This window comes from Roseicyclus sediminis (assembly GCF_025515305.1).
GTDB classification, from domain to species: Bacteria; Pseudomonadota; Alphaproteobacteria; order Rhodobacterales; family Rhodobacteraceae; genus Roseibacterium; species Roseibacterium sediminis.
Genome location: NZ_JAOPHT010000006.1, coordinates 162,157 through 187,900, shown reverse-complemented (window position 1 = coordinate 187,900; position 25,744 = coordinate 162,157). Strand labels below are relative to the sequence as shown.

Below are 25,744 nucleotides of genomic sequence, written 5' to 3'. Positions count from 1 at the left end.
GATTCTACCCTACTTGGAGGAATGTCCGCTTCGCGACCCTCTGATCCTTCAGGCGTTTCTGCGGTGCAAGAGTCCGCACTGAGCCCAAAGTGGACCTTGGTGCCTGCCGCAGCATCCGCAGCGATGGGCGGGCTCAGGGCCTTCGCTGCGTGTGGCACCAGTGTCCGGTTATTAATCTCTTGCTCTGTACTGCGGGAGCTTTTCGCCGCTCGCCGCTCGCCGGGCGACGGCGACAGCTCTGATCCGCGCCCACCGCGTCGCCGGCCGGCCCTGCGGCAGCGATCCAGCGCACGACTTCGGGGCAGTAGGAAGGTGCAGCGGCCCGCTACCAAGGAGCATTGCTAAGCGGGTCCGAGCGCCTGCGCGAAGTCGTCGGAGTCGATGAGCGTGTCGAAGGGGTCGGAATCGTGCCCCCTTCTGCCCCACCTCCGCTCGGCCTCGTGCAGCTTCCGGGATGAAGTTCAGGTCCTGCTTTCCGCTGTGCGGAGCGCGACCCCGTTCAGAAAGAGGGCCACGACCTTCTCGACGTGGTCGGCCAGATCGGAAGCTTCGAATGCGGTCTCGTTCATCATGAGCGCGCGCAACTGGTAATCGCCCTTGAGCATTTCCACGAAGACCCGGGCAGTCTTTTCGGCATCATCGATCTTCAGGCGACCGCCGCTGTCGCATGCGGCAAAGTAGTCCGCCAGCCTGCGATAGAGCACGCACGGACCGGAGAGGTAGGCCTGTCTGCCGATCTCGGGCCGCGCGGCACCGATGGATACGAACTGCCGGAAGATGGCCACGGCCGACGGGTTCAGCATGCTGCCGAGGAGGCGCAAGCCGAAGGACTTCAGCTCCTGTGCGATGCTCTCACCCGGCCCGGAAGGAAGGGTCATCTCGGCGGGCGACACGATGTCGGCGATCAGGGACTGAAGGACCGCGTCGAACAGACCCTCCTTGTCCGTGAACATCCCGTAGATGTCGCGCCGGGACCCGCCCGCGATGTCGGTGATGTCCTTGATCGACGTCTGCTCAAACCCCTTCGAGAGAAACAGCTGGCGGGCGGTGGAGATAACCAGGGCGCGTCGCGCATCGCTGCTCCGGCGCTCGATGACCCGGGTCGATGCGGCCATTTTTTCCCCCTCTCCGAACATGGCTGTTGACTCGGTACTTAATGGTACCATATGCCTCACGCAAGATGGTACTTGTTGGTACCAATTCGAGGATCCCTTCATGAACTTCATGGCACCCCGGTATCTGGCGATCGGCCTTGTCCTTGCCGTGGCTGGCTGCGTCGAAGACGAGGCCGAAGTCGGGAATGCGCCGGAGCCCCTGGTCCGGTCCGTCCGGACGATCGTCGCGGAACCCCTGCCCGTGTCCGTGACCCGCGCGTTTCCGACGGTGCTGGAGCCGCCGCAACTGACGAGCCTCGCGCTCGAGCTCGGGGGTCGCCTGGGCGAGGTAGACCTGCAGGTCGGCCAGCGCGTGTCGCAGGGCGAGGAGCTTCTCGCCCTCGATGCCGCGACCATTGACCTGCAACTTCGGCAGGCCGAGGCGGCGCTTGGAGAGGCGGAAAGCGCGCTTGCCGGCGCGCAGGACGGGGCAGAACGGCAGGCGTCGCTGTTCGCGCGCGGGGTCGTCGCACAGGCCGCACTCGACGGGGCGAACCGGACGCTCGAACAGGCTGCGGCCCGCGTAGACCAGGCCCAGCGCCAGGTGGATCTCATCGCCGTCAGCCGCGACGAGACACGGCTGACGGCCCCCTTCGATGCGGTGGTGAACTCGGTCGAGGTGCGGAGTTTCGACACGCTGCAACCGGGCCGCGTCGCCGTCACGGTGTACCGGGAGACCAACCTGCAGGCGCGCATGCTCGTCAGCTACGACGTCGTGTCTCAGCTTCGTCTGGGGCAGGAGGTGACGGTCCGTCCGGCCGACCAGCGCGAGCGGCAACTCGTCGCCGCGGTGACGGAGATCGCGGATCGCGCGCCCGCAGTTTCGGCCTTCCCGGTCATCATCACCCTGCGGGACATCCTGCCGGACCTGCGCTCGGGCATGGCCGCCGAAGTCTTGATCGAGCTGCCCTTGAGGGACAGCGCTGGCGGCCTGCCCATCCCCGTCTCGGCCCTCGCCACGCACATGACCGAGGAGCTTCGGCCCGCGGGTCCCGACGGGCTCCACCGCGCGGGGCGCGTGTTCGTCTTCCAACCGGCCGACGGGACGCTCGACCTGCGCGACGTCGTCCTGGCGGGCCTCGACGAAAGCCGCATGATCGTGGTGGAGGGGCTCGACCCGGGCGAACGTGTCGTGACGGCGGGCGTCCCCTTCCTGCAGGCGGGCCAGACGGTCAGGCTAATGGATGACGCTGCGGTGACGCCGTGACCTCGCTGACCGGCTTCGGGCTCGCGCGCCAGCGGCTGACCATCCTCGTGATGCTGGTCATCCTCGCCCTCGGCGCGGGAACCTACCTCGGCTTCCCCAAGCGCGAGGACCCGGCGATCACGGTACGCACCGCCGTCGTCACGGCCATCAACCAGGGCCTGCCGCTGGTGCAGATCGAGGAGCTGATCGCGCGGCCTGTCGAGGAACGCGCACGCGCCATCGCGGGCGTCGACGAGGTGCGGACGCAGGTGCTGCAAGGCGGCGCGATCCTGCAGATCGATCTCGACACCGCGGTTCCCGAGGGCGGCATCGCCGCGGTCTTCCGCGAGATCGAGAACGAGATCGAGGCCTTGGCCCCCCAGATGCCGCAAGGCACCGTCGGGCCGCTTGTGAACACCAACTTCGGCGATGTGGCGATCGCTACCGTCGCCGTGGCCGCGCAGGGCTTTCCCCCGACCGACCTCGAAGGTTTCGCCGAGGACCTGCGCGACAGGCTCTATGCGCTCGACACAGTCTCGGCCGTCACGCTGCACGGGGTGCAGGAGGAACGCATCTGGATCGAGATCGACCGCGACCGGCTGTCGTCCCTCGGCACCACGCTTGACCCCGTGATCGCGGCGCTCAGGGCGCAGAACGTGCGACTGCCCTCGGGCTCCATCGTGTCGGAGGGCCTGCGCTTTGCGCTCGAGACGACGGGCGATTTCGGCGGCGTGGACGACATCGCCGAGATGATCGTCGACATCCCTGGCGTCGGCCTGCTGCGCTTGGGCGACCTGGCTCACGTCCGGCGCGGTACGGTGGAGCCTCGGCAGACGCCGGTCTTCCATGACGGGGAGCCGGCCATCGTCCTCGGCGTCGAAATGTTCGCGGGCGAAGATATCGTGGCCGTGGGCAGCGACCTGCGGCTCGTGGTCGATGCCTTCGTGCGCGATCAGCCCTGGGGGGTCGAGGCCGCGTTCTCGACCTTCCAGCCCGAGGTCGTCGCCGTGTCCGTCAACAACGCGCTGGTCAACATGCTCCAGACCTTCCTCGTCGTGCTGGGGGTGATGACCCTGTTCCTGGGGTTGCGGCAGGCGCTGGTGATCGCTTCCATCGTGCCCTTCGCGGTGGGCTTTGCCTTCGTCTTCATGCCGTTCCTCGGGATCGAACTGCAGCAGGTTTCGATCGCGGCCATCATCATCTCGCTGGGTCTCCTGGTCGACAACGGTCTCGTCATCGTCGAGGACATGGACAGCCGCATCCGTGCCGGCACCACGCGGGCCGAGGCGGCCCTGGCCGCGGGGCGGCAGTACACGCTGCCTCTCCTGATCGCTTCGATCACCACGGTCGCGGCATTCCTTCCGCTGTTCCTCCTCGACGGGACCGAAGGACAATACGGCTTCTCGCTGGGGGCGGTCGTGGCGCTGATGCTGACGGGGTCGTTCCTTTCGGCGGTGTACCTTCTCCCCGCGCTCGCGGTCTGGTTCCTGCCGGACCCGAAGCCTCTCACGCGTCCCGGGCTGATGGACCGGGCCGCGCGCGGCTATGGCTGGGTGGTGGCGCGGGTGGTGCGCGCGCCTTATCTGACCCTTGCGGCCTCGGCGCTGATCGTGGTCGGCGCGGTCGGCCAGATGCCGAACGTCCGCCAGCAACTGTTCCCCTTGAGCGAGCGGCCGCAGTTCCTGATCTACCTCGACCTGCCACGCGGGTCCGACATCGCCGCGACCGAGGCTACGGCGCTGCGGCTGTCCGACTGGCTGACCGCCGACGACCGCGTCACCGGCGTGACGAGCTTCGTAGGCTTCGGCGGGCCGCGCTTCGTCCTCACGCTGGACCCCGCAGATTTCGACCCGGCCTCGGCCTTCATGGTGGTGAACACCACCGATTTCCCCGCCTCTGCGCAGGTCATCGCCGCGGCAGAGGCGCATGTCGCCGCGACGTTCCCCGAAGCGAGGGTGCGGCTCAAGCGGCTCGCCATGGGCGGGCGCGAGCCGGGAATCGAGGTGGTGCTGGAAGGCCCCGACGCCAATGCTCTGCTGGCAGCCGGGCAGGAGGTCGAGGCAGCCTTCGCCACCGCGCCGGGCATGGTCGAGAATCAGGGCGACTGGGGCAATCGGGTCCTGCAGGCGCGGGTCGTCGTGGCGCAGGACCGGGCCCGGCACTACGGCCTGACCTCGCAGAGCGTTTCCGAGGCGCTCGAGGGGTTCCTCGATGGAACGCAGGTGTCGGTCCTACGCGACGCTGACGGTCAGATCCCCATCGTTCTGCGCGGGGCGCCCGGCAACGGCGACAGCTTCGGCGACCTCGCCAACATCGCGATCGCGACGCCGGGGGGTCTCGTGTCGCTCGACCAGATCGCCCGGTTCGAGCCGCATCTGGACTTCTCGACCATCCGCCGTGTCGACCAGGTCCGCCGGCTGACGGTGACCGCGATCTCTTCCGAGTTGCCCGCGCTCGAGCTTGTCGGCCACATCCAGCCAACGCTCGACCGCCTGTCGTCCGAGCTCGGCCCCGCCTACGACATCCGCATCGGCGGAGAGGTCGAACAGGCGGGTGAGGTACGCGAGAAGCTGGGCGCGGGGCTCCCGGTGGCGCTGGTCGTGATGCTCACGGCACTGATGGCGCAGTTCAATTCCTTCCGCCGGGTCGGGCTGACGCTTCTGTGCGTGCCGCTCGTGGTCGTGGGTGTGCCGTTCGCGCTGATCGGGCTCGACCAGCCGCTAAGCTTCTTCGGAACGCTCGGGCTGATCGCCCTGTCGGGCATCATCATCAACAACGCCATCGTGCTCATCGACCAGATCGACATCGAGCGCGAGACGCTGCCGCTGTCCGAGGCCATCGCCGAGGCCGCGCGGAAGCGGTTCCGCCCGATCCTCCTCACCTCGCTCACCACCGTCTTGGGCCTCCTGCCCATGGCGCTGAGCGGCGGCGCGCTGTGGGAGCCGATGGCCACGTTGATGATCGGCGGCCTCGGCGTCTCGTCGGTCATGACGCTGTTCTACGTCCCCGCGCTCTACCGCGTCCTGTTCGGCGACAGGCCAAAGCCGGTCACCACTCACCCGTCCGCGCACCAAGCGGCTTGACGAACTTTTGGAGCTCACCCATGCCCGACCTTGTCACCCTGCTCGCCACCGCCTGCTTCACCTTTGCCGCAGGCATCTTCACCGTCCTATCGCTGGTCGAGAAGCCGGTCTGGAGCCTGATGCGCGACCCGATGAGCCGGCGCGCGGATGACAGGATGGTACGCGACATCCACGCGCAGCTGCGCCGCGTCATTCACCTTCTGCCGCCCACGATGATGGTGACGATGGGCAGCGGTGCGGTGCTGCTGGTGCTGCAGGCCTGGCTCGCCGGGTTCGGCTGGTTCTCGCTGGTCATCCTGCTGCACTTCGGCCTTTGCATGTCCTATCTGCTGTCGATCCTCGGAACCCGCATCCGCGCGGTCGACCTGACCCCATCTGACAGCGCGATCGGCTCGGTACGGACCGGCCTTGGTCAATTGGCCGCGTTGCACCACGTCGGGCTGTTCACGGCGGCGAGCGTCGCCGTCCTTCAGGTCGTCTTCGCTCTGACCCGCTGAACCCCATCCTCCAAGCCCAAATCCAAAAGGATTTCATGATGACCGCCCCCACCTACAACTACCGCCGCTTCACCCCGGAAGAATATGAGTTCTCCGCGTTCACGGGACTTGCCGCCGGCGACCGCTTCGTCGACGCAGAACTCCGGACGCTCGACGGCGGCACCGCCCGGATATCGGACTTCCTCGACAAGCCGTTGGTGCTGGAAACCGGAAGCCTCACCTGCCCGATGTACGCCCAGTCCGCCCCGCCGATGCAGGGGATGGTCACGAGGTTCCCGGACCTCAACTTCGTCGTCCTCTATGTCCGCGAGGCGCACCCCGGCGAGCGCACGCCGCAGCACGCGACCCAGGACGCCAAGGTCGATGCCGCGATCCGGTCGACGTCGCGCCACCACGAGGGGCGCATCACGCTTGTCGACGACCTCGACGGTGTCGCGCACAAGGCCTACGGGGCGATGCCGAATTCGATCTACGTGATCGATACCGACGGTACGATCCTCTACCGCAGCATCTGGAACAACACCGACAGCATCGGCGACATCCTCACGCGCATCTCCGCCCGCGTCCCGGTCGCGCCGCAGGAGCTGAAGGCGAAGCCGCCGCTCAACTTCGCTGCCATCGGCGTCCTGTTGAGCGGCGGACTGATCGCCGCCTTCGACTTTGTCTGGGGCCTGCGCAAGCTCATCGCCAAGCACGTCAACGTCGGCAACATGTAGGATAGCGCGGCGAAGGGCGGTCAGGCGAAGTCCGCGTCCCGGGCAAGCGCCTCGAAGTCCCCGATCGTCTCAAGGCCGTACTCTTCGCTGCCCAGCGCAGACACGATCCGGCCATGCCGCAGCAGCATGGCAAGGCCGTGGGCGAGCGACCAGATCCGGATCGCCTGCACGCGGGCCGAGCGACCTTCGGACGGAGCCGAGGACAAGAGGCGTAGACAGTCAAGCGCCCGCCGCCGGGCCCGAGCCAGATCGTCGTCTACGGGGTCCAGCATGTCGTCCCGCCACATCAGGTCGAACAGGTTCGGCGCGGAAAGGGAAAAGGACACATATGCCCCCACGAGCAAGGACGCCGGGGTCCGCGCCCGCCCCGCCAGCGCATCCTCATCGAGACGCACGACGAGCCGGTCGAAGCCGCGGGCGGCCAGCGCGCTCAGAAGGCCCCTGAGGCTGCCGAAGTGATGGATCGGCGCCGCAGGCGAGACGCCGGCTTCGCGCGCGCAGGCGCGGATCGTGACCGCCTGAACGCCGCCTGTCTCAAGCCGCCGCTCCGCCGCATCCAGGATCGCGCGCCGCAGGTCTCCGTGATGGTATGGCCGGGCGTCTTCTTTCTCCTGATCCAATGCCATCTCCGTCACGTATTCTAAACACTGTTAAGATAGCACATGGACCCATGATGACAAAGACGCTTCCGCTGTTCCGGCGCCTGTCCCACCTAGGTCGCATGATGGCAGCCTTCGCGGGATCGCCGGTCGCCCGCTGGTCGCCTCGGCCGCCCTTGCCCGCGCCGCGCATGCCTGCCGCCTGGCCGCTCGGCCGGGGCATCACCCTGTGGCAGCTTCCCGTGGGCGTCGTCCGGATCCGGGAACGTCACCGCGCCCTGCCCGCCGATCTGCAGGACGTCGACGACAAGCTGCGGTTTCCAGTGATGATGTCGGACAGGCGGATGACCGGCTGGCTCGACTGCACCGCCTGGCTGATCGACCACCCCGAAGGCGCGATCCTGGTCGATACCGGCGAAAGCGCCGATTTCGGCACGCCCGCCTACTTCGGCGAAGCGGCAAAGAGCATGGGGCGCATCTATCCCAAGATCATCGACGCGACCGCGGCAGCGGGCAGCGACCTTGCGAGCCAGCTCACCCGGACGGGCATCGCGCCCGAGCGCATCGGGCTTTGTGTCCTGACGCACACCCATTCGGACCATATAGGCAACCTTGGCGCGCTGTCCGGCCGGACGCGCCTCCTCGTCTCGCCCGGTGAGTTCGCGCCCACAAGAGGTTCCGGCCGCTTGCTGGCGAAGTTGCCGCGCGACGGGCGCGTGCAGGAGACGGTATCCGCAGAGTCACATGCGGTCGCGGGACAGGTGATGCCGCTGACGGCGCGGGGCGATATCTTCGCGATGGCCACACCGGGCCACACCGTCGGCCACCAGAGCGTCGTGATCGACCTGGGCGACCGGCAGGTCGTACTGGCCGGCGATGCCGCCTTCGACGATGGACAGGTTGATGAAGGGATCATTCCGGGCATCATCGAGAACCGGTCACTGGCGTTGGCGACCTACGACACACTACGTCGCATGAAGCAGCTGAAGCCGACGCTCATGGTGTTCACCCATGATGGGCAGAACGGCGAGAAGCTGTCTGGCTTCGTAACCTCTCAGGCGTTCAACCCGGGTCCTTGCAGCTGAAGCCCAGGCATCCGAAGTATTCGGAAGACTCCATGGACAGGAACGAAGGGTTCAAGAGTTCTCTAGATGTCTGCTCTGCCGTGTTGATCGTCCGTGTCAGCGTGAAGGCCTTGCCCGGCTCTGGGTCGACTCCGGACCGTCGCCGCGAGTCGCATGAACGTCCGCTCCAGGCCGGTCGCGACGGCCGAGGCAAACAGGGCGAAGGTCCGCTTCGTCCGCCAGGCGGTCATCGGGCTGATTTCTCCGGGCGTTCACCTTCGGCCTCGGCCGGCAGGCGCGAAACGATGGCGCGCATCCGCTTCGCGGACCGTCCGGACATTCACGCCGAGCGCGCGAACGAGCCTCCGGGCGACATCGGGGCGGCGGGTCAAAGTCCGAAGGGATAGGTGTCCCTGGCTCCCGGCACGGGCTCGGCGGGCAGGGGAACCACGGCCTGCGTACGATCGAACCAGACATAGCCATCGTACTGATGCGACAAGACCGCATTGCTGTAGTGGCTCCAACGTTCCGTTTCCGGTCGGTAGATGACCCCGATGTATCGCTCGAGCCGCGGCCCGGACAGCGTGGCGCGGAGCGCATCATCGACCCCGGGCCGAAGGTCGAGCAGGAAACGTTCAACCCCCGCCGCGTGGAAGATGGCCTCGTGGCTGTCTGCGCGCGACGGGCGCACGGCCTTGATCTCCATCGGCCCATCCCAGTCCGAGGCGCAGGCGACGGTGCCGGAATGGGTGCCGAAGCCGATCAGGGCGGCGTCGTCCCCCCATTCCTCACGGCAGAGCTGACCAATGTTGAGTTCGCCACGGTTCACGCCCATGTCGGTGACGCGGGCGTCGCCGATGTGAGAATTGTGCGCCCACACCACGGCCCTTGCGGAGGGACCGACATGGTCCATGGCCTGCTTGAGCGTCTCGAACATGTGCGTGTCGCGCAGGTTCCAGCTTTCGGCGGACCCGAAGTACATCACCCGGTAGTAGCGTTCTGCGCCGGCGACCACTCGGGCGTTCTGGATGGCATCGAAAAAGCGATCGCCGTCGCGCCGGGCCTGAGACAGGTCCCGCGTCAGGAGATCGACCAGCACGCGCGTGACGGCCTCCTCGCAAAGCGCGTGCCCGCGGGTCAGCGCCGCACGGCCATAGGCGGCGGGCTCGTTCGCCCAGGGTGCCAGGCATCCGTAGTGGCGGCGGGCCGCCATCGCCGCGGTTGGATCGTGGGCATCGAGATAGGCCAGGACCTCGGCGATCGAGTTGAACATGCTGTAGATGTCCAGGCCCTGGAACCGGACACGCTGCTCCATCGGAAGGACTGAATTGTGGTCGCGCAACCAGGCGATGAAGTCATCGACATCCCGGTTGCGCCACATCCAGGTCGGGAACCTCGAGAACGCTGAAACGTTGCGACGACCTTCCGCCAACCCACGCGCCCGACGATCCAGGACAGCCGCATCGGGCCAGTCCGCCTCGACGGCGACGATGTTGAACCCATGCCTCTCGATCAGCCTGCGGGTGATGGCTGCGCGGGCTCTGTAGAACTCGGACGTGCCGTGCGACGCCTCGCCGAGAAGAACCACGCGGGCCGTTGCGTACCGGTCGAAGGCCGCGCCGAAGTCCGGGTCGTCGGGATCCGGCAGGGGTTCGGCCGCCGCGCGGACGATCTCCTCGGGTGTGGCGGGCGCCTTCTCCCCGGTTGGGGGTGCACCCAGCGCGGTCTCATCTTTCGTCGCGTAATGCTGGAACCAGGCGCAGGCCATTTTGGTGACGGTCTCGAGCTCCCCCGGTCCTTCGAACAGGTGACCGGCGCCCGGGACGATCCGCAGCAGCTTTTCGCAACGCAACTCGGCGAGGGCGCGGCGGTTGAGGGCGAGGACCTGCGGATCCTCCCCGCCCACGATCAGGAGCGTGGGCGCTGTCACCTCGGACAGCCGCGGTCCCGCCAGGTCGGGCCGGCCTCCGCGCGAGACCACGGCCGAGATCCGCGAGCCAAGCTCCGCGGCCGCCAGGAGGGCGGCACCCGCTCCCGTGCTCGCGCCGAAAAGCCCCAGCGGCAGATCCGCCAGTTCCGGTTCGGAGGCGATCCACAGATCGGCTTCGAGCAGCCGCTCCGCCAGCAGCGGAATGTCGAAGACGTTGCGGCGATCCGCAGCTTCCTGTTCCGACAGGAGATCCATCAGCAACGTGGCGAAGCCCAAGTCGTTCAACTGCCCGGCAACCTTGCGGTTGCGGGGACTCAGGCGGCTCGACCCGCTGCCATGGGCGAACAGGATCACGCCCCGCGGATCGGGCGGCGCGACGAGATCGCCCTGCAACCCAAGGGGCGGGATCGACACGGTGCGGCGCAGCGTCGGGGCCGCCCCGACCGTCTCCGCCACCGTCCATGCCCGGCGCAGATATCCGATGGTTTCCTCGTCGGTGAGCTGGTGAAAGTCGGCATAGGCACCGCCGACGCCGCGGAACTGCGGGTCGGCGACCAGGCAAATGACCTCATCCGCGAGCTCTTGAAGTGCCGGTATCTCGGAGGCCGGCGCCACTGGAACCGCGACGATGACCCTCGCCGCGCCCCAGCGCCGGAGCGCGATGAGCGCCGCCTTCATCGTGGCGCCGGTCGCAAGGCCGTCATCGACCACGATGGCCGTCTTGTCCTTGGCGTCGAGCCTGCGCCGGTTGCCGAGATAACGTTCGCGTCGGCGCTGCATTTCAGCGGCTTGCCGCTCGGTTTCCTGGTCCAGATAGGCCTGGTCGGCGCCCGATCGGCGCATCACCTCCTCGTTGACGACCCTCTCGGGCGGGTCGCCCTCGACAATGGCTGCAAGCGCCACCTCCGGATGGCGGGGTGCTCCGATTTTGCGCACCAGGATCAGGTCCAGTGGCGCCCCAAGGGCTTCGGCGATTTCCGCGCCCAGGGGGACGCCGCCCCGCGGCAGCGCGAATACCACCGGCGCATCGAAGCTGCGCTTGATCAGTTCCGAAGCAAGCCTGCGTCCGGCATCGTCACGGTTCTCGAATGGAAAGCGTCCCTCGGCCATGTTTGCACCTCCTCCATGCACAGGTTCTCGGCTGGACGGGGATATGGGTAGGGCAGGGCCGTCAGGACGTCGTTGATCAGGAACAAGCGCGCGTCAGCAACCTTGGAGCGTTCGAGGCCGATCGTCGCTGCGCCGTGTTCGAGCCACCGCTCCGCGGTCCGAGCCGTCGATCGCCGTGTCCTTCATGACCGCCTGTGGGCCTCGCTTGGCATCCGCATGAGCCCGTTCACTCAGTACGAGTGCGCGCAACAAAATGGTCGGCGGAGAAATCGACACCTTCAGGCGCATCTCCGGCCTCGGAAGAAGGCCCCCTTCAGCGTCGCACGGCCCATCGCATCCACACGGAGACGGGAAGCTCAGGATGGCCGCATGAGACGCCGCGGCCAAAGGAATGTCACCCATGCCGGGGCAGCCGGAAGTCGAAGTGATGTCCATGTCCGGATTTCGGACTACACTGCGTTCAGAGGGAGAAACAGAATGCAGATTGGCAAAGCCGGCAAGGCAACCACATCCATTTCGACAGCGACGCCAGACGCGATCACTGTCCGCAACCACGACCTCGTGGCCGATCTGATGGGGCATTTGAGCTTCACGGAGTACTTTTTCCTGCTGACGACAGGGCGCAGGCCGACGGAAGAGCAGACGTTCTTCCTCGATCTTCTGCTTGTTTCTATCGCCGAGCACGGTCTGGTTCCGACCAACCAGGTGGCCCGCATGACCTACGCGGCGGACCCGGATTTTCTGCAAGGCGCCGTGGCCGCGGGGCTGCTCGGCTGCGGCAAGGTCATTCTCGGGACGACCGAGATCGCCGGCGCGTTCCTGCAGGATACGCAGCGTCGGATCGACGAGGGCGACGCGCTCGACGACATCATCTGCCGGATCAGGGATGAGGGGCGACGCCTGCCTGGCTTCGGGCATCCTCTGCACAAGCCCGTCGATCCGCGCGCGCAGAGGATTCTCTCTCTCGCCGAGGAACGCGACGTCGGGCGGAAATACGTCCCGCTCGCCCGCGACATCGAGGACGCGGTCCAACGACTGTGGCCAAGACCGCTGCCGATGAACGTATCCTTCGCGATCCCGGCCGTTCTTCTCGATCTCGATTTCCCGAGTTCCGTTCTGAAGGGAATTCCTATCCTTGCCCGGACGGCAAGCCTGCTGGCGCATCTTGCGGAGGAAAGCCGGACGCCGATCGGCTTCACCCTGGCACACCACGCGGAGATGGGCATCGCGTTCGAGCCCCAGGCATCGGAGGATTGAGCGTCATGGCCGCGACCGAGCTACCTTGGGAGCAGCAGCGCGCCCGGGATGAACCCGTATACCGGGCGCAAATCGAATACCTGCTTGGACACTCGGCGTTCTATCGCGAAAAGCTGGCTTCGGTCGGAATCCGGACGGCCGATGACGCCGGTGGGCTCGATCAGCTGCACGGTCTTCCCTTCACGGAAAAGGACGAGCTTCGCGCGTCCAGGGACGAACGGCATCCGATCGGTACGCACCTGGCGGCCTCGATGGATGACGTGGTGCGGATCTATTCGACGAGCGGCACGACCGGAACGCCCAGCTACATTCCGTTGACGGCCGGAGACCTCGAAAACTGGGTGGAGATTTCCTGCCGGTCCTATGGGGCGAGCGGGTTGTCGGCCGGCGAGCGTATGGTGACGACCTACAACGCCGGTCCGTTCGTGGCCGGTGTCACGCTGGATGCCTTCGCACGACTGGGGGTGTGCCACATCCCGGTCGGTGCCGGGAACACCGAGCGATTGATGTCGGCGGTGCAACTCCTCAAGCCCACCGTGCTGGGCTGCACGCCATCCTACGCGTTGCATCTGGCCGAATGGGCTGCGGATCGCGGTATCGATACCGCTGGCAGCTCGGTCGACAAGATCCTCGTGGCGGGCGAACCCGGCGGCGGGGAACCCGCGATGCGGGCCCGGCTGGAACAGGCATGGGGCGCGCAGGTGACCGAGGCGATGGGCATCGGAGACATCTCCGTCTCGCTTTGGGGCGAATGCAGTGAGCGGCATGGGATGCACTTCTCCGGTGCGGGCTTCGTGCACTTCGAGCTTGTCGACCCCGATACCGGCGCTCCGGTTCCCATCGAGGACGGCGCCGAGGGAGAACTGGTCTACACCCATCTCAGGCACAGGGCCGCGCCGCTCCTGAGGTTCCGGTCCCGTGACCAGGTGCGCATGTCCGTCGGAGAATGCTCCTGCGGCCGGACCACGCCACGCGTTCGCTGCATCGGGAGAACCGATGACCTGTTGATTGTCCGGGGCGTGAACGTTTTCCCGTCCGCCGTGCGGGATGTCGTCGGCAAGATGGGCGAGCGTTTGAGCGGGGTCATCGCCATCCGCCCAAAGGCCAAGGGTGTGAAGCAGGCGCCACCTCTGCCGGTCGCTGTCGAATTGTCACCCGGTGCGGAGCCCGACCCGGAGCTTGCAGCCCGCATTCGCCAACGCCTGCGCGACGAGTTGATCGTGACCACGGAGATCGAGCTTGTGCCGTTTGGAACGCTGCCGCGGACCGACTACAAATCGAAGCTGGTCGATTGGTCCGGTGCCGTTTGAGCAGGGAACTCGGTGGGACCTCCATGCCGCGATCCGGCGAAACTGGAAAATCCCGACGCAGGCTGTGCACCGGATCACGATCAACGGGGCGGACCGCCGGACTTGGATCTGGTTCCGCGATCCGCCTGGTCTTCGGATCGAAGGCGCAAGCTGCCGTTTCGATGCGCCGGAAGGATGACGCGAGGCCGACGTCATGATCGAGGCCCACAAGATCCGCGTGGCGCATGGCGGTGACCACATCGACCGGGAGCCTGCGGCGGATGCGAACGAGGTGCTGGTGGACGGCAGACGTCGCCCCTTTCTGACGGAAGGTCGCCTCGAAAGTCCCACTGAGGGGGTCATGGCGGTCAGGCCGATGCCGGTCTCACGATTGCAATGAGGTGACGAAGCTCCCGAGGTCCTCGGCAAATCGATCGGGGGCCTCGAGGAACGGTATGTGCCCGACGCCGTCGTAGGGGAGGTGGCGCCCAGATGGCATGATCCGGGCGGCCGCTTCGCCGGTTGCAGGTGTCACGACCCGGTCCTGCGCCCCGTGAATGACGAGCGCGGGAGCTGACAGCTCGGCAAAGACGGGCCGGAAGTCTACGGACGCCGCGAACAGCGCGCGGCGAACATGGGCAGGGCAGAGCATGTTCACGCCAACCATCTCGGCATAGGTGAGACGGTCGAGCGGTTGAGCGGTGCAGGCCTCGACGAAACGGGCCGTGGCGCCAAGACGGCGGACGATGTCATCCGTGTAGAGATCACGATCGAGGCCGGGGCTTGCGTCACCCACCATCCAGGGCTCCCGCGCCTCGCCGATGGCCAGGATGCCACCGGCGAGCGCAATGCCCGAAATATCCGCCTGCCCATGGGTGGCCAGATACGCGGCAATGACGCGAGAGCCGTAGGACCAGCCGGCGAGGACCGGACGCTCCATCGCCGCAGCCGCCATCACCGCCCGCACATCGTCGCCCCAGAGTTTCGTGTCCGTGTAGGCTTCGCTGCTGGCAGGCTTTCCCGACGCTCCGTGGCCACGCAGGTCCATCGCCGCGAGGAAAAACCGGTCACTCAGCCGGTCCATCAGGGGCCTCCAGCAGATGAACTGCTGCGCCCAGCCGTGGATCAAGAGGATCGATGGCCTGGACGGATCGCCCGCGGTGGTAAACGCGATTGCGGTGCCGTCGGATGAAGTTGCGTATTCAGTGGTCACGTCATGCTTTCGAAGGTCGTTTCCAGGTTGCGTTCGCGGCTCGCGGAAAATGTCGACCCGGCTGTCATCGTGCGAGCATGGACCCAACCGGTCCGATGCGGTGGGCCTCGACAGAGCCCGGGCGTCGTCAGCTCTGGCTCCCGGGATCGAAGAACTCCGAGGTTTTTTCCCGCATCGCAAGCCACCAGCCTGACTGCCTGGGCCAGTCGGCGAAAGACGTGTCGTGGCCAAGATCACGCGCCGCGTGAAGCGCCCACATCGGATCCACCAGCGCCTCGCGCGCTATCGCGATGAGGTCGGCTTGCTCGCGTTCGAGAATAGCCTCGGCCTGAAGGGGATGAGTGATGAGACCGACTGCCATCGTCCTGATGCCAGTCTCCTTGCGGACCTTCTCGGCGTAGGGAACCTGGAATCCCGGCTGACGCCTGGCGTTCCCGCTCGCGGTCGCAGCGCCTGCAATGCCGCTCGACGAGCAATCCATGACGTCGACCCCGATCTCCTTGAGCCTTTTTGCAAGGACGACCGTGTCATCGAGCGTCCAACCCTCCGGAGGCCCATCGACCGCCGAGGTCCTGAAGAATAGCGGGATGTTGGTGGGCAAGGCGGCGCGTACGGCCTCGGCGATCTCGGTGGCAAGCCGCATCCGCCCTTCCAGATCACCGCCATAGGCATCGGTTCGCTTGTTCGACAGCGGAGAGAGGAAACTGTGGACGATATAGCCATGCGCGCCGTGGATCTCGACGATCTTGTAGCCCGCCTCGAGCGCGCGCCTTGCGGCCGCGACGAAGTCATCAACCAGTTGCCGGATCTCGGAAAGGGTCAACGCGTGCGGCACCGGCCATCCATCGGCGACCGGGATTGCGGACGGCCCGACCGGCGTCCACGGCATGTCGCCCCGGTCGAAATCGGACTGGTCGAGAGGTCCGTTGCCGAACCACGGACGCTGCATGCTCGATTTCCGGCCCGCATGGCCCAGCTGGATTGCCGGAATGGCGCCGTTGCGCAAAGCGAACCGAGCGACCCGGGCATGCCCGAGGATCTGGCTGTCGGTCCACAACCCGGGACAGCCATGCGTGATCCGGCCGCCTTTCTGGACCGCCGTGGCCTCGGTGAAGACGATCCCCGCCCCCCCGATCGCGAAACGGCCAAGATGCACCAGATGCCAGTCGTCGAGATGCCCGTCATGGGCGGAGTATTGGCACATCGGCGAAATCACGACCCGGTTTCGAGTTTCGATACCGCGGATCTGAAGGGGGCGGAAAAGGATGGGGGTCTCTGTCATCGCGGGCCTCAACTGCGTTGGCCGCATGCTGTACTTCCGGGCACCGCCAACTGCAAACGATCCCCGCGGGAGGGGTCATCAAGACGTCACGCGCGCATCCGGCGATGTGGCCCGTGCCCTCCAGGCTGCCGGTCGAAGTCTTCGGGGCCTGCGGCCGTTCGTTGTGCAGCGGACCTTGAACTTGGACGTGGCGGTCGACGGCTTCGAGCCCGTTCCGGAAGTGACCCCGCCGAAGCCCTCGCAAATGCAGCATGGACGCCTCTGCACCTGACGCCTCAGCGCAGCAAGAATACCGGTCGTTCGTGAGCGGTGCAGCGAGATCTCAGACCCCGATGTCCGGGTCGCGGACTAAGCGGTCTTCGCCGTCCGCTACGGGAATTCACTCCAGGAACGAACGCGCTGCCTCGCGTTGCGTTGAAAGGACGCTGGCCGCTTCGTCCTTTGGCCCCTAGCATTGCGCATCCGCAACAGGAGGACGTCATGGCTAGAGGATATTGGATTGTTCATATCAAGGTCACCGACCCCGAAACCTATCGCCGCTACGCCGATGTGGCGCCGGCCATCGTCAAACAACTGGGCGGACTTTATACCGTGGATGCAGGACGCGCTGAAACTGCCGAAGGCGATGCGTCCCTTGACCGGCACGTTGTGGTAGAATTCCCAAGCTATGAAGCCGCGCTGACGGCCTTCAGATCGGACGCATACCAATCCGTCGTCCACCTCCGCCATTCAAGCTCAGAATGCCTCTTCACACTTGCTGAGGGTGCCTGACACCGCACGAGGGCAAGTCCCGCTCCAGGTTCTCATCAGCCGATCGCTGCATCCTGGTCGAAAGTCGGCTCCGGTCGGCGGCGGTCGATGGCCACAGCGTTTGTCAGTGGCAGCAAGGCGACGGGCGTGACGATGGTTCTATCGGGCCGACTGCTTGGTCGAACAGGCAATCCTGTTTGTAGCCTCTTGGGAAAAATCCTGTGATCACCGCGTCTACTTGCGTGTGTGATTTGCCAGCCACCAACCTTTGCGTGACTGATCAGGGCTCGAAGCGGCCTGGCGGCGGTGCAGCAGCGCCAACTTGAGGCGGGCTCCGGAAGCTGCCGTTCGCAGGACGCAGGTTCTTCCCTGTGATCAACCGGCTGGTCGGCTCTGCGGACCTTCGGCAATCGGAAACGGTCTTTGGGTGAACCGGGGCCCGACGACGGCCTCGAGCCCAATTCAGTCGTCTGCCATGCCATATCCGACGCGTGGCCGAGAAGACGCTCGGACGGATGCAGCTAGATGGGCAACTCGTTGGAATATTTGATCCGTTGCATCGGAATTTCGGTCTTGACGCTTTGAACACCCGGAAGGGAGTTCAGATACTCGATCTGAAAGCGGCGATACGCCGTGATGTCGGCGGCCAGAATGCGCAGAAGGAAGTCGCAATCCCCCGCCATGAGGTGGCATTCAACGACATTTCGCAGGCGCTGCACTTCCTTGGTGAACCGCTCAACGGTCGTCTCGTCCTGTCCGGTCAGCCACACGCGGGTGAAGAATGTCATGCCAAGGCCGAGGGTGTCGGGGTTCAGCATCGCCGTGTATCGTTCGATGATGCCGGCAGCCTCCATGTTCCGGATACGCCGGAGGCAAGGGGTTTGCGAAAGCCCGACCTGCTCGGCGATCTCGTTGCTGGTCTGCTTGCAGTCTTTCTGGAGGAGGCGAAGAATCTTCCGGTCGATGTCGTCGAGGGCGTGCTGCATGGTCGTGCTCACTTCCGTTGGCGCATAACACCATCAATGTACTGCATCATGGCGCTTGGCACTAAAAATACACGATTTCATATCTCAATTTGGCAAAAAACACCTCGGATCAGGTGCCATTCTGTTTTTGCACAAACAAAAGGATTGGATGGATCATGGAAAAGGTCGGTTTCATCGGGTTGGGCACCATGGGATTGCCCATGGCGCGGAACCTCGCGCAGCATGGCATAACGCTGATCGTCTGGAACAGGACGCAAAAGGCTCCAGACGCCTTCCCCGGCGGATGTGATGTCGCGTTTGCCCGATCACCACGGGCCGTTTTGCGCGGGTCGCGGACATCCATTCTCATGCTTCTGAACCAGGACGCTGTTGATGCAGTGCTGGAACGCGACACGGCCGCCTTCGCCGAGAATGTTCAGGGCAAAACCATCATCGGCATGGGCTCGGTCGATCCGCTCTATTCGGTTGGTCTTGCAAGCGATATTGCACAGGCGGGTGGGACCTATCTCGAAGCGCCGGTCTCAGGCTCGCGGGTGCCCGCGGAGAACGGCCAGCTTGTCTGTTTGTTGGGCGGTGATCGCGCTGTGGCGGACGCGGTGGCCCCCCTCTTGCGCCCCATGTGCAAGGATCAGATCTACTGCGGGGCCGCTGGCGACGCCTTGCGCATGAAACTGGCGATCAACCTTTACCTTTGCTCCAGCCTCGTCGCCTTGGCCGAGGCGACCAATTTTGCACGCAAGGGCGGCCTTCCGTTGGACAAATTCAAGCAAGCCGTGGCGGCAGGCCCTCTCAGCAGCGATTTCGTGACCATCAAACTTCCCAAGATGATCGAAGGCGATTTTGGACTGCAGGCCGGGGTGGCAGACGCGCATACGAGCACCTGCCTGATCCGAACAGAAGCGGCGCGCCTGTGCTCGGCAACGCCGCAACTCGACGTCAGCTCCGACCTTTACGCACGGGCGGCAGAAGCGCTTGGCCCCAAGGTCGACATGTCGAGCGTGATATCGGTACTCGGCTAAAAAGAGCGGGCCTTGAGAGATTTGCCAAATCCTCCTTCGCAACGTGGTGACCGCCCGACGGCGGCTTTGTCCGCAACCCAGACCTTGGGGCCCGAGATCCCGCTGCACTGGTCACTAATGACCGCTATTCCTTCCGCGCCGCAGCGGTCAGGACCAGAGGCCTTCATGCTGCATCTGCGAGGGCTCTAGCTGGGTCACTTCCGGAAAGGGCTCTTTGCCGTCACTCACCCCTGATTATCCCAACGACCGCTTCCAACGACGGAAGGTCCGATTGCCGGGCCAGCTTGCTGAAGTCAGGGAAGAAACTGCAATCCTGCGATTGGCTGCTTCCGGAGCACGCGTCGGGCTCCTCTGTTGCACTACCGCAAGGCCGCCTTTAGCCCGGAGCGGACGTCGCAGCATGATGAGGCAGCCTCAGACCGGGCAGGTGTCGGCTTGCCCGCCATGGCGGTGTCAAGCGATACCGCCCCAGAAAGCCGGCATTCCTCGGGTATCGGGGTCGGCTGCAATCTGGACGGCCGGACGCTGAGAACGAGCGCGGCACGACGACCGTACGGCGCAGGGAGCGAGCGTTTGGCGCATTGGGCAAGTGGCTTGGCGTGAAAGGCGATTGGCATGGCGCGGGCCTCACCTTATCCCTGCGGCATTGGAGGGACCCATGCGGCAATTGCCCGACCAACCGACGGTACATGTAGGAAAAGTCTGGCGACTGTTGCTGGCCGATCTTGGCCTCGACACGATCACGGTCCTCCGTCGTGCAGGTTTGCCAACCGGCCTTTTGGACGGCGCCGGGTCGCGCATCACGCTCGATGAGTTCTATTCCCTGTGGGAAAGTCTGGCCGCAGAAGCGCAGTCTCCGACGCTCCCACTGAAACTGGGGCGGATCGAGGCGAGCGAGTACTTCGACCCGGCGTTCTTCGCAGCCATGTGTGCGCCCAACATGACGGTGGCGGGGCAGCGATTGGGGGAATTCAAGCGCATGGTCGGCGCCTTCAGCCTCGATGTCGACGTGCACCCCGATGCCACCCGCTTTACCTACCGCTGCAAGTATCGCCCGGACCTTCCGGTCGCGATGGCAGCCACGGAGGTCGTCTTTCTGGTGAACCTCCTGCGGCGTGCGACGCGCCATCGCGTCGTCCCGCGGGCGGTTTGCCTGCCGGGACCGTTGCAGGACAAGGCGGCTTTCGAAGACTGGTTCGGATGTCCGGTGGATCACGGTCACAGCGCATCCTTTTCCCTTGATCCCATAGACGCCATGCGGCCGTTCCTGACCCATGACAACCAGATGTGGACTGCGTTCGAGCCCGGTTTGCGACGCCGGATGGACGACGCCCGCGAAGATCTGAGCACACGCGCCCGGGTCGAGAACGCCCTTCTGGAGTTGCTGCCCAGCGGGCGGACCCAGATCGACGACGTGGCCGGTGAACTTGCGGTCAGCCGTCGGTCCCTGCAACGGAGGTTGTCCGAGGAAGGCACATCCTGGTTGGACGTGCTCAATTCGGCGCGAATGCGACTGGCGAAGCACTACCTGAAGAATACGAACCTCGGCGCGGCTGAGGTGAGTTTCCTGCTCGGCTTCGAGGATCCGAACTCATTCTTCCGGGCCTTTCGCCGTTGGACCGATGCCACGCCGGAGGCATGGCGCGCAGCGCAACGTGTGCGCGCCTGAGGCTGGCACGTCTCGCAAGTCTTCTGGCGCAACGCGCGAGTGACGGAGGAGGCGGAAGCACCCAGGTTGGGATCATTGCCCCTGTTCTCAGCGAGGAAGCATGACCAATGCCGCCCCCCTTGCGCCGTTCGCCATCCGCGACGGTCAGATCATCACCGGCCAGCAACCGCACAGCACGCGGGTGTTCTCCGATCTGCTGATCGAAGCTCTCTCCGAATAGCGCGCCAGGGGCTGGCTGGTCCCGCGTATCACAGCGAATTCAAAGGAATGCTCAAATGACCAAGGTCTTTGTGACAGGAGCCTCCGGCTTCATCGCCAAACATATCCTGCGCGAACTGATGGAAAAAGGATACGCGGTGCGCGCCTCGGTCCGCTCCGACAGGCGCAAGGAGGAACTCGAGAGCCTGTTCCGTGATGCTTCGCTCGAGTTCGCCACGCTCGACCTCACCAGGGATGACGGATGGCAGGACGCGCTCAAGGGCTGCGATGTGCTGATCCACACCGCCTCGCCCTTTCCGTTGACCGAACCCAAGGACCCGCAGGACCTGATCCGCCCCGCGGTGGATGGCACGCTGCGGGCGATGCGCGCCGCCAAGGAGGCCGGAATCAAGCGGGTGATCCTGACCTCGTCCTGCGCGGCGATCTACAAACAGGCGGACAAGCCGAAGATGCAACCCTCGGACGAAACATACTGGACAAGTCCGGACGACCCGGCCGTCGGGGCCTATGAAGCGTCCAAGACGCTCGCGGAAAAGGCGGCGTGGGATTTCGTAGCCGATCATTCGGAGATCGCCCTGACCACCATCAATCCGGGAGCCGTTTTCGGCCCGCCGATGGATGCACGCTACGGATCCTCGCTGGAACTTGTCGAACAGCTCATGACCGGCAAGGTCCCGATGGCTCCGCCCATGGACATGGTCGCCGTGGATGTGCGGGACGTGGCGCGGATGCATGTCGCGGCCATCGACCTGGAGGCCACGAAGGGAGAGCGTTTCGCCGCCGCGAGCGGAACGCATCGCTTCCTCGAACTGGGCGAATTCCTCAAGGCGTGGGATGCCAGCCTCAAGACGCCGGGGCGTGAGGCCCCTGTCTGGCTGCTGCGGATCATGGGCCTATTCTCAGGCGAAGTGAAAGGTGTTCTGGCGAATGTCGGGCGCACCCTCGCCGTCTCCGGCGCCAAGGCCGAAAGGACATTCGGCTTCGAATTCATCCCGGTCAAGGATGCGCTGATTGCATCCGCCGAGGCCGTCCGGATGCACAAACTGAACGAGAGGACCCAATGATCACTGCATATCTGTGGGGCACGCCCAATGGCTACAAGGTAGCCATCGCCCTGGAGGAAATGGGCCTCGACTACGAGATAACATGGGTAAATATCGGCGCCGGCGAACAGCATGAGCCCGCGTTTCTCGAGATCTCGCCGAATGGGAAAATTCCTGCGATCGTCGATGACGAGACCGGGATCAGGCTGATGGAGTCTGGCGCGATCCTGCAGTACCTCGCCGACAAGACGGGGAAGTTCGGCGGCGCGACGCTCAAGGACCGGTGGGCGGTGATCGAATGGCTGCACTGGCAGATGGGCGGTCTTGGCCCGACGATGGGTCAGGTCAACCACTTTCGGGGCCTCAAGGATAAGGTTCCCTATGGCGAGACCCGGTACATGAACGAGACCGTGCGATTGTTCGGGGTGCTCGACAGGCAGCTGGAAGGCCGCGACTACATCACCGGTGACTATTCCATTGCAGATATCGCCGCGGTTGCCTGGGCAGGGATGGCCCCAATGCTTGGTGATCCGCGGCTCGCCGATTGCGCCAAAGTCATGGCCTGGATCGAGCGCAACGTTTCGCGGCCCGCAACTGCCCGGGCGATCGCACTGTCGCCCGACTGAGATGCGAATGACTGGACGAGTGATGCTCCGCCACTCAGCGCCAACCCGAGGCAGACGCATTTCTCTGTCCTGGGCGAGATTCTTCGACCCGGGCACCATGGAAAAGACCGCCTTGTCCGCATCGCGGACATAGAACCAACCGGGCCGCGTCTCCGGCTCCGTCAGAAGCGGACCTGGAGACGCGAGAACGGACGATGCCGCATCCTTGGCCTGTCCTCGCGGGCTGCTCGACGACACCAAGCCGACACCCGGCCCAAACCGTCGGATGCCTCAATAGAGCCCGAAACGGGCTTCGGTTTGGCGGGCCGCGACCGTCCCCACCGGGCACTGCACGAAAGGAACCGGGTGCAGCCGAGGCCTTACCTACCGTCCATGCCGGCACCACTGAAGGACGCTCTCGCGTCCTCGCAAGCTGATATCGCTTTGCGATCCCATCGATTACACCTGCTGGAAGCCGGCAAAGACCGAGCCAGGAAACACGACGCCAAGAACGGGGGAGAGTACGATTTCGGTTGGAACCATTTTCTTCGGAGGGATTTTTTCCTTGCTGCCCGCGGTGCTCCTGGCGGCCCGCTTTTTTTGGCGAAAGCCGCCATGGTGGTTGATCATCCTATTGATCATCATCGTGGGCTGGACGACTTACTTCTTCACCGTCGTCGGCCATTTCGAAGAGTTGAATGAACTCGTCGAGACCACTGAAAATCCGAGTCAGGAACTCTTGGATGAGGCATATTCGGACGGTGGCCCCCTCGTCTTTGCGCTATTGTTCGGATGGCTGATCGCTTTGGCCTACGCCGCACCGTGGTGGGTCCTTTTCCTGATGGCAACGTGGCTCAGAAGCATGATCCGACGGCTCCGTCGGCGCCAACAATGAGACAAAGGCGCAATCACGAAACTGCCATTCAACCTGCCTCGATCCACGACCGCTTCGTCCGCGTTGCGGACATAGAACCAACCGGGCCGAGTGTCCGGTTCCGTCAGAAGCGGACCTGGAGACGCGAAAACTGACGTTGCCGCATCCTTGGCCTGTCCTTGCGGGCTGCTAGACGATACCAAGCCGACATCCGGCCCAAACCGTCAGATGTCTCCATCGAGCCCGGAGCAGTCGCTCAAGCAAGGCACAGCGAATATCGGCTTCTCACGCGCCGAGGTTGCTGACGGACGCTCGTCGCCAGAGGGAGATCATCGGCCCGGCTAGTCCCTGCTCAGGTATGCGGCATCTAACGATCCTTGCCGTCGCGGGCGAGGTTCGGTGCCGGAACGGCGTTTTCCCGTGCGACGTCGAACGCGGTCGCGATGGTGGAAAGGTACTCGATGGCTTCCCCTGTCGCGTCCTTCAGGTCGGACGAGGCCGTATGCAACGCGGTGATGTGCCCTTTTTCGTCCTTTCTGATCCATCCGCGCGTTTCGAGCGCGGCGATCTTGCGACGCACGGTTTCCCGGGGGATGCCCGTGAAGTCCGAAATGGATTGCACGTTGAGCGGTTCCTGTCGGCGCTCGCCGGCGCCGTCACGGGTCAGCGAACGGTAGTCAACCAGTTCGCGCGCCCAGTTCTCGGGTCGAGTCCGGTCGCCGATGACAGCGAGAACCACCATCATGTCGAGGTCCCCGTCGAAGGCCTTGCGAAGCTGCACGATGAACCGCGTGAAGCCGGCGATCTGCGCGGGCCAGATCGTTGAGAAGTGCTCCTCGATGAGTTCGCGATTGCGTGCCTTCCTGATCTTCATGGGATCGCTCCTGCACATTTGGATGTCCGGTTAGGGCGCCGTATCGGCCATGGCGCCCATTCTGGGCGGCAAGATCATTGTCGGTCAAAACAATTCCATCGTTTCATTGCGATGATTCTCACCTGAGGGGGTACGATGGAGCATAACCGGCGAACGTCGGTTGGCAGTGGGACTGTCGGCGCAACGGATCTCGGGCGCCGCTTGCAATCCCGTGCCGCCGGAAAAATGCTGTCCCCGGGCCGGATCAAGGGAGCGATGGCTGCCACGCTCTGTCTGGCGGGTGCGGCGCAGGCGCAGGCCGAAGACCCGATGCTCCTTTATGATGCGAACGGGACAAGTGTCCGTGCGACGCTCCAGTTCGGCGCGAACCTCGTCAGCGAAGACAACCTGTTCTGGAACCTGTCGGACTTCGCGGCGCCCGGTTCGGGTTACGATCCCGACGCGACATGGCTCGAGATCTACGTCAAGCCCGGTCTGAATTTCGAGACGGCACTCGGAAACGGGTCGGAATTCTACGGCCGTATCTCCGCCGTGGGTTCCTACACGCTGGGAACCGACGCGTTCGACACGGGCGACACGGGGCGTTGGACGCTGGAGGAAAGCTACGCCGGTCTGCGGTTTCCCCTTTCCGGGGACGCGACGCTGGATCTGTCGTTCGGCGCGCGCGAGCTGAGGCTCGGCACCGGCATGCTGATCTCCGACGGCGGGTCGGACGGGTTCGAGCGTGGCGCGCTCAAGTTCGGCCCCCGCCGTGCCTGGGAAATCGCGGCGATCGCGGAGCTGGAGACCGGCAACTTCACCGGCACCCTGTTCTACCTTGATCCGCGGGAGCGTCCGGCCACGGACGGCGACAACGCACTCGGCGGCATTGATCTGCGTTACGACGACCCGGCCGGGGCTATCTGGGGCTTACGTACGTCAACGTGCTGAATTCCACCTCCGCCTACCCGCAGGCCGCGCCCGGCGGGATCGGCGCACCGACCGTCATTCCGGGTGCCCGCGAAGGGACCGAAACCATCAGTTTCTACGGGCGGACGAACCCATTCGAGGGATCGTTGGAGAACTTCTTCTTCGCGGGCGACCTGGCTTTCCAGTGGAACGACGCCGTCGACCTGAACGCCTGGGCCGGCCGCGCGCAGGTGGGCTACTCCTTCGCCAGCGCGCGGTGGACACCCGTTCTGACCTACAGCTACCAGACATTCTCCGGCGACGACCCCGCCACGCCCGGCCTCGAACGGTTCGATCCGCTCTACTATGACGGATCGCCTGCCGCCTGGGCGACAGGGTCCAAGTCGGCGATGATCTGAAGCAACTCCAATGTCCAG

At 65.0% G+C, this 25,744-nt stretch carries 23 protein-coding genes; 16 read left to right on the top strand and 7 right to left on the bottom strand.

The window, feature by feature from the left end:
* Positions 1-461: 461 nt before the first annotated feature.
* Positions 462-1,226 (bottom strand): TetR/AcrR family transcriptional regulator, encoded by a 765-nt coding sequence (locus N8I71_RS10635; protein ID WP_262877958.1) that lies wholly within the window; start codon positions 1,224-1,226, stop codon positions 462-464.
* On the opposite strand from N8I71_RS10635, the gene N8I71_RS10630 reads away from it, so the two are divergent.
* Genes N8I71_RS10630 through N8I71_RS10615 form a run of 4 tightly spaced genes read left to right on the top strand, consistent with a single transcriptional unit; the run spans position 1,216 to position 6,636 of the window.
* On the top strand, positions 1,216-2,361 hold the full coding sequence (locus N8I71_RS10630; protein ID WP_262877957.1) for an efflux RND transporter periplasmic adaptor subunit: 1,146 nt from the start codon (positions 1,216-1,218) through the stop codon (positions 2,359-2,361). The two genes, N8I71_RS10635 and N8I71_RS10630, sit on opposite strands and share 11 nt — an antisense overlap.
* Entirely contained in the window at positions 2,358-5,423 is a 3,066-nt protein-coding gene (locus N8I71_RS10625) for an efflux RND transporter permease subunit (RefSeq protein ID WP_262877956.1), read from the top strand. The genes N8I71_RS10630 and N8I71_RS10625 overlap by 4 nt, the downstream gene beginning before the upstream one ends.
* Before the next feature lie 20 nt (positions 5,424-5,443).
* The gene (locus N8I71_RS10620; RefSeq protein ID WP_262877955.1) at positions 5,444-5,920 is read left to right on the top strand and encodes a hypothetical protein; all 477 of its coding nucleotides are present in this window, start codon (positions 5,444-5,446) and stop codon (positions 5,918-5,920) included.
* A 38-nt stretch (positions 5,921-5,958) separates the two neighbouring features.
* Positions 5,959-6,636, top strand: coding sequence for a deiodinase-like protein (locus N8I71_RS10615; RefSeq protein WP_262877954.1), 678 nt, complete (start codon positions 5,959-5,961; stop codon positions 6,634-6,636).
* Between the two features lie 20 nt (positions 6,637-6,656).
* Here the strand turns inward: N8I71_RS10615 and N8I71_RS10610 are convergent, their stop codons facing one another.
* Entirely contained in the window at positions 6,657-7,256 is a 600-nt protein-coding gene (locus N8I71_RS10610; RefSeq protein WP_262877953.1) for a TetR/AcrR family transcriptional regulator, read from the bottom strand.
* Between the two features lie 53 nt (positions 7,257-7,309).
* Between N8I71_RS10610 and N8I71_RS10605 the strand changes: the two genes are divergently transcribed.
* Positions 7,310-8,320, top strand: a complete 1,011-nt coding sequence (locus tag N8I71_RS10605; protein WP_262877952.1) for an MBL fold metallo-hydrolase — start codon at positions 7,310-7,312, stop codon at positions 8,318-8,320.
* A 367-nt stretch (positions 8,321-8,687) separates the two neighbouring features.
* Here the strand turns inward: N8I71_RS10605 and N8I71_RS10600 are convergent, their stop codons facing one another.
* Positions 8,688-11,339, bottom strand: coding sequence for an erythromycin esterase family protein (locus N8I71_RS10600; protein ID WP_262877951.1), 2,652 nt, complete (start codon positions 11,337-11,339; stop codon positions 8,688-8,690).
* Between the two features lie 369 nt (positions 11,340-11,708).
* Between N8I71_RS10600 and N8I71_RS10595 the strand changes: the two genes are divergently transcribed.
* The 3 genes from N8I71_RS10595 to N8I71_RS10585 all read left to right on the top strand — a co-directional run bounded on the left by N8I71_RS10595 (position 11,709) and on the right by N8I71_RS10585 (position 14,285).
* Positions 11,709-12,596, top strand: a complete 888-nt coding sequence (locus tag N8I71_RS10595; RefSeq protein WP_262877950.1) for a citryl-CoA lyase — start codon at positions 11,709-11,711, stop codon at positions 12,594-12,596.
* 5 nt (positions 12,597-12,601) lie between these two features.
* Complete coding sequence (locus tag N8I71_RS10590) at positions 12,602-13,906, top strand: phenylacetate--CoA ligase family protein (RefSeq protein WP_262877949.1); 1,305 nt, start codon at positions 12,602-12,604, stop codon at positions 13,904-13,906.
* Positions 13,907-14,099: 193 nt separating this feature from the next.
* Positions 14,100-14,285, top strand: coding sequence for a hypothetical protein (locus N8I71_RS10585; protein ID WP_262877948.1), 186 nt, complete (start codon positions 14,100-14,102; stop codon positions 14,283-14,285).
* On the opposite strand, the gene N8I71_RS10580 is transcribed toward N8I71_RS10585, so the two are convergent.
* Both N8I71_RS10580 and N8I71_RS10575 read right to left on the bottom strand, forming a co-directional pair.
* The gene (locus tag N8I71_RS10580) at positions 14,271-15,098 is read right to left on the bottom strand and encodes an alpha/beta fold hydrolase (protein ID WP_262877947.1); all 828 of its coding nucleotides are present in this window, start codon (positions 15,096-15,098) and stop codon (positions 14,271-14,273) included. The two genes, N8I71_RS10585 and N8I71_RS10580, sit on opposite strands and share 15 nt — an antisense overlap.
* 127 nt (positions 15,099-15,225) lie before the next feature.
* Positions 15,226-16,380, bottom strand: coding sequence for an NADH:flavin oxidoreductase/NADH oxidase (locus N8I71_RS10575; RefSeq protein ID WP_262877946.1), 1,155 nt, complete (start codon positions 16,378-16,380; stop codon positions 15,226-15,228).
* 480 nt (positions 16,381-16,860) lie between these two features.
* Here N8I71_RS10575 and N8I71_RS10570 point away from each other — a divergent pair, with 480 nt between their 5' ends.
* On the top strand, positions 16,861-17,151 hold the full coding sequence (locus N8I71_RS10570) for a DUF1330 domain-containing protein (protein WP_262877945.1): 291 nt from the start codon (positions 16,861-16,863) through the stop codon (positions 17,149-17,151).
* Between the two features lie 500 nt (positions 17,152-17,651).
* Here N8I71_RS10570 and N8I71_RS10565 read toward each other — a convergent pair whose 3' ends face one another.
* Positions 17,652-18,116 carry an Lrp/AsnC family transcriptional regulator gene (locus N8I71_RS10565; RefSeq protein WP_262877944.1) on the bottom strand — a complete coding sequence of 155 codons (465 nt, stop codon included), beginning with the start codon at positions 18,114-18,116 and terminating at the stop codon, positions 17,652-17,654.
* A gap of 155 nt (positions 18,117-18,271) precedes the next feature.
* Here N8I71_RS10565 and N8I71_RS10560 point away from each other — a divergent pair, with 155 nt between their 5' ends.
* The 5 genes from N8I71_RS10560 (at position 18,272) to N8I71_RS10540 (ending at position 23,566) form a co-directional block, all read left to right on the top strand.
* Positions 18,272-19,135 carry an NAD(P)-dependent oxidoreductase gene (locus N8I71_RS10560; protein ID WP_262877943.1) on the top strand — a complete coding sequence of 288 codons (864 nt, stop codon included), beginning with the start codon at positions 18,272-18,274 and terminating at the stop codon, positions 19,133-19,135.
* A gap of 658 nt (positions 19,136-19,793) precedes the next feature.
* The gene (locus N8I71_RS10555) at positions 19,794-20,804 is read left to right on the top strand and encodes a helix-turn-helix domain-containing protein (RefSeq protein WP_262877942.1); all 1,011 of its coding nucleotides are present in this window, start codon (positions 19,794-19,796) and stop codon (positions 20,802-20,804) included.
* A 275-nt stretch (positions 20,805-21,079) separates the two neighbouring features.
* Positions 21,080-22,087 (top strand): SDR family oxidoreductase, encoded by a 1,008-nt coding sequence (locus N8I71_RS10550; RefSeq protein ID WP_262877941.1) that lies wholly within the window; start codon positions 21,080-21,082, stop codon positions 22,085-22,087.
* Entirely contained in the window at positions 22,084-22,692 is a 609-nt protein-coding gene (locus N8I71_RS10545; protein ID WP_262877940.1) for a glutathione S-transferase family protein, read from the top strand. Before N8I71_RS10550 ends, N8I71_RS10545 begins: the two co-directional genes overlap by 4 nt.
* 544 nt (positions 22,693-23,236) lie before the next feature.
* Positions 23,237-23,566, top strand: coding sequence for a hypothetical protein (locus tag N8I71_RS10540; protein WP_262877939.1), 330 nt, complete (start codon positions 23,237-23,239; stop codon positions 23,564-23,566).
* Between the two features lie 346 nt (positions 23,567-23,912).
* Here the strand turns inward: N8I71_RS10540 and N8I71_RS10535 are convergent, their stop codons facing one another.
* Complete coding sequence (locus N8I71_RS10535; protein WP_262877938.1) at positions 23,913-24,419, bottom strand: helix-turn-helix domain-containing protein; 507 nt, start codon at positions 24,417-24,419, stop codon at positions 23,913-23,915.
* 225 nt (positions 24,420-24,644) lie between these two features.
* On the opposite strand from N8I71_RS10535, the gene N8I71_RS10530 reads away from it, so the two are divergent.
* Positions 24,645-25,349, top strand: coding sequence for a hypothetical protein (locus N8I71_RS10530; RefSeq protein WP_262877937.1), 705 nt, complete (start codon positions 24,645-24,647; stop codon positions 25,347-25,349).
* Positions 25,343-25,726 carry an alginate export family protein gene (locus N8I71_RS10525; RefSeq protein WP_262877936.1) on the top strand — a complete coding sequence of 128 codons (384 nt, stop codon included), beginning with the start codon at positions 25,343-25,345 and terminating at the stop codon, positions 25,724-25,726. Before N8I71_RS10530 ends, N8I71_RS10525 begins: the two co-directional genes overlap by 7 nt.
* Positions 25,727-25,744: the final 18 nt, after the last annotated feature.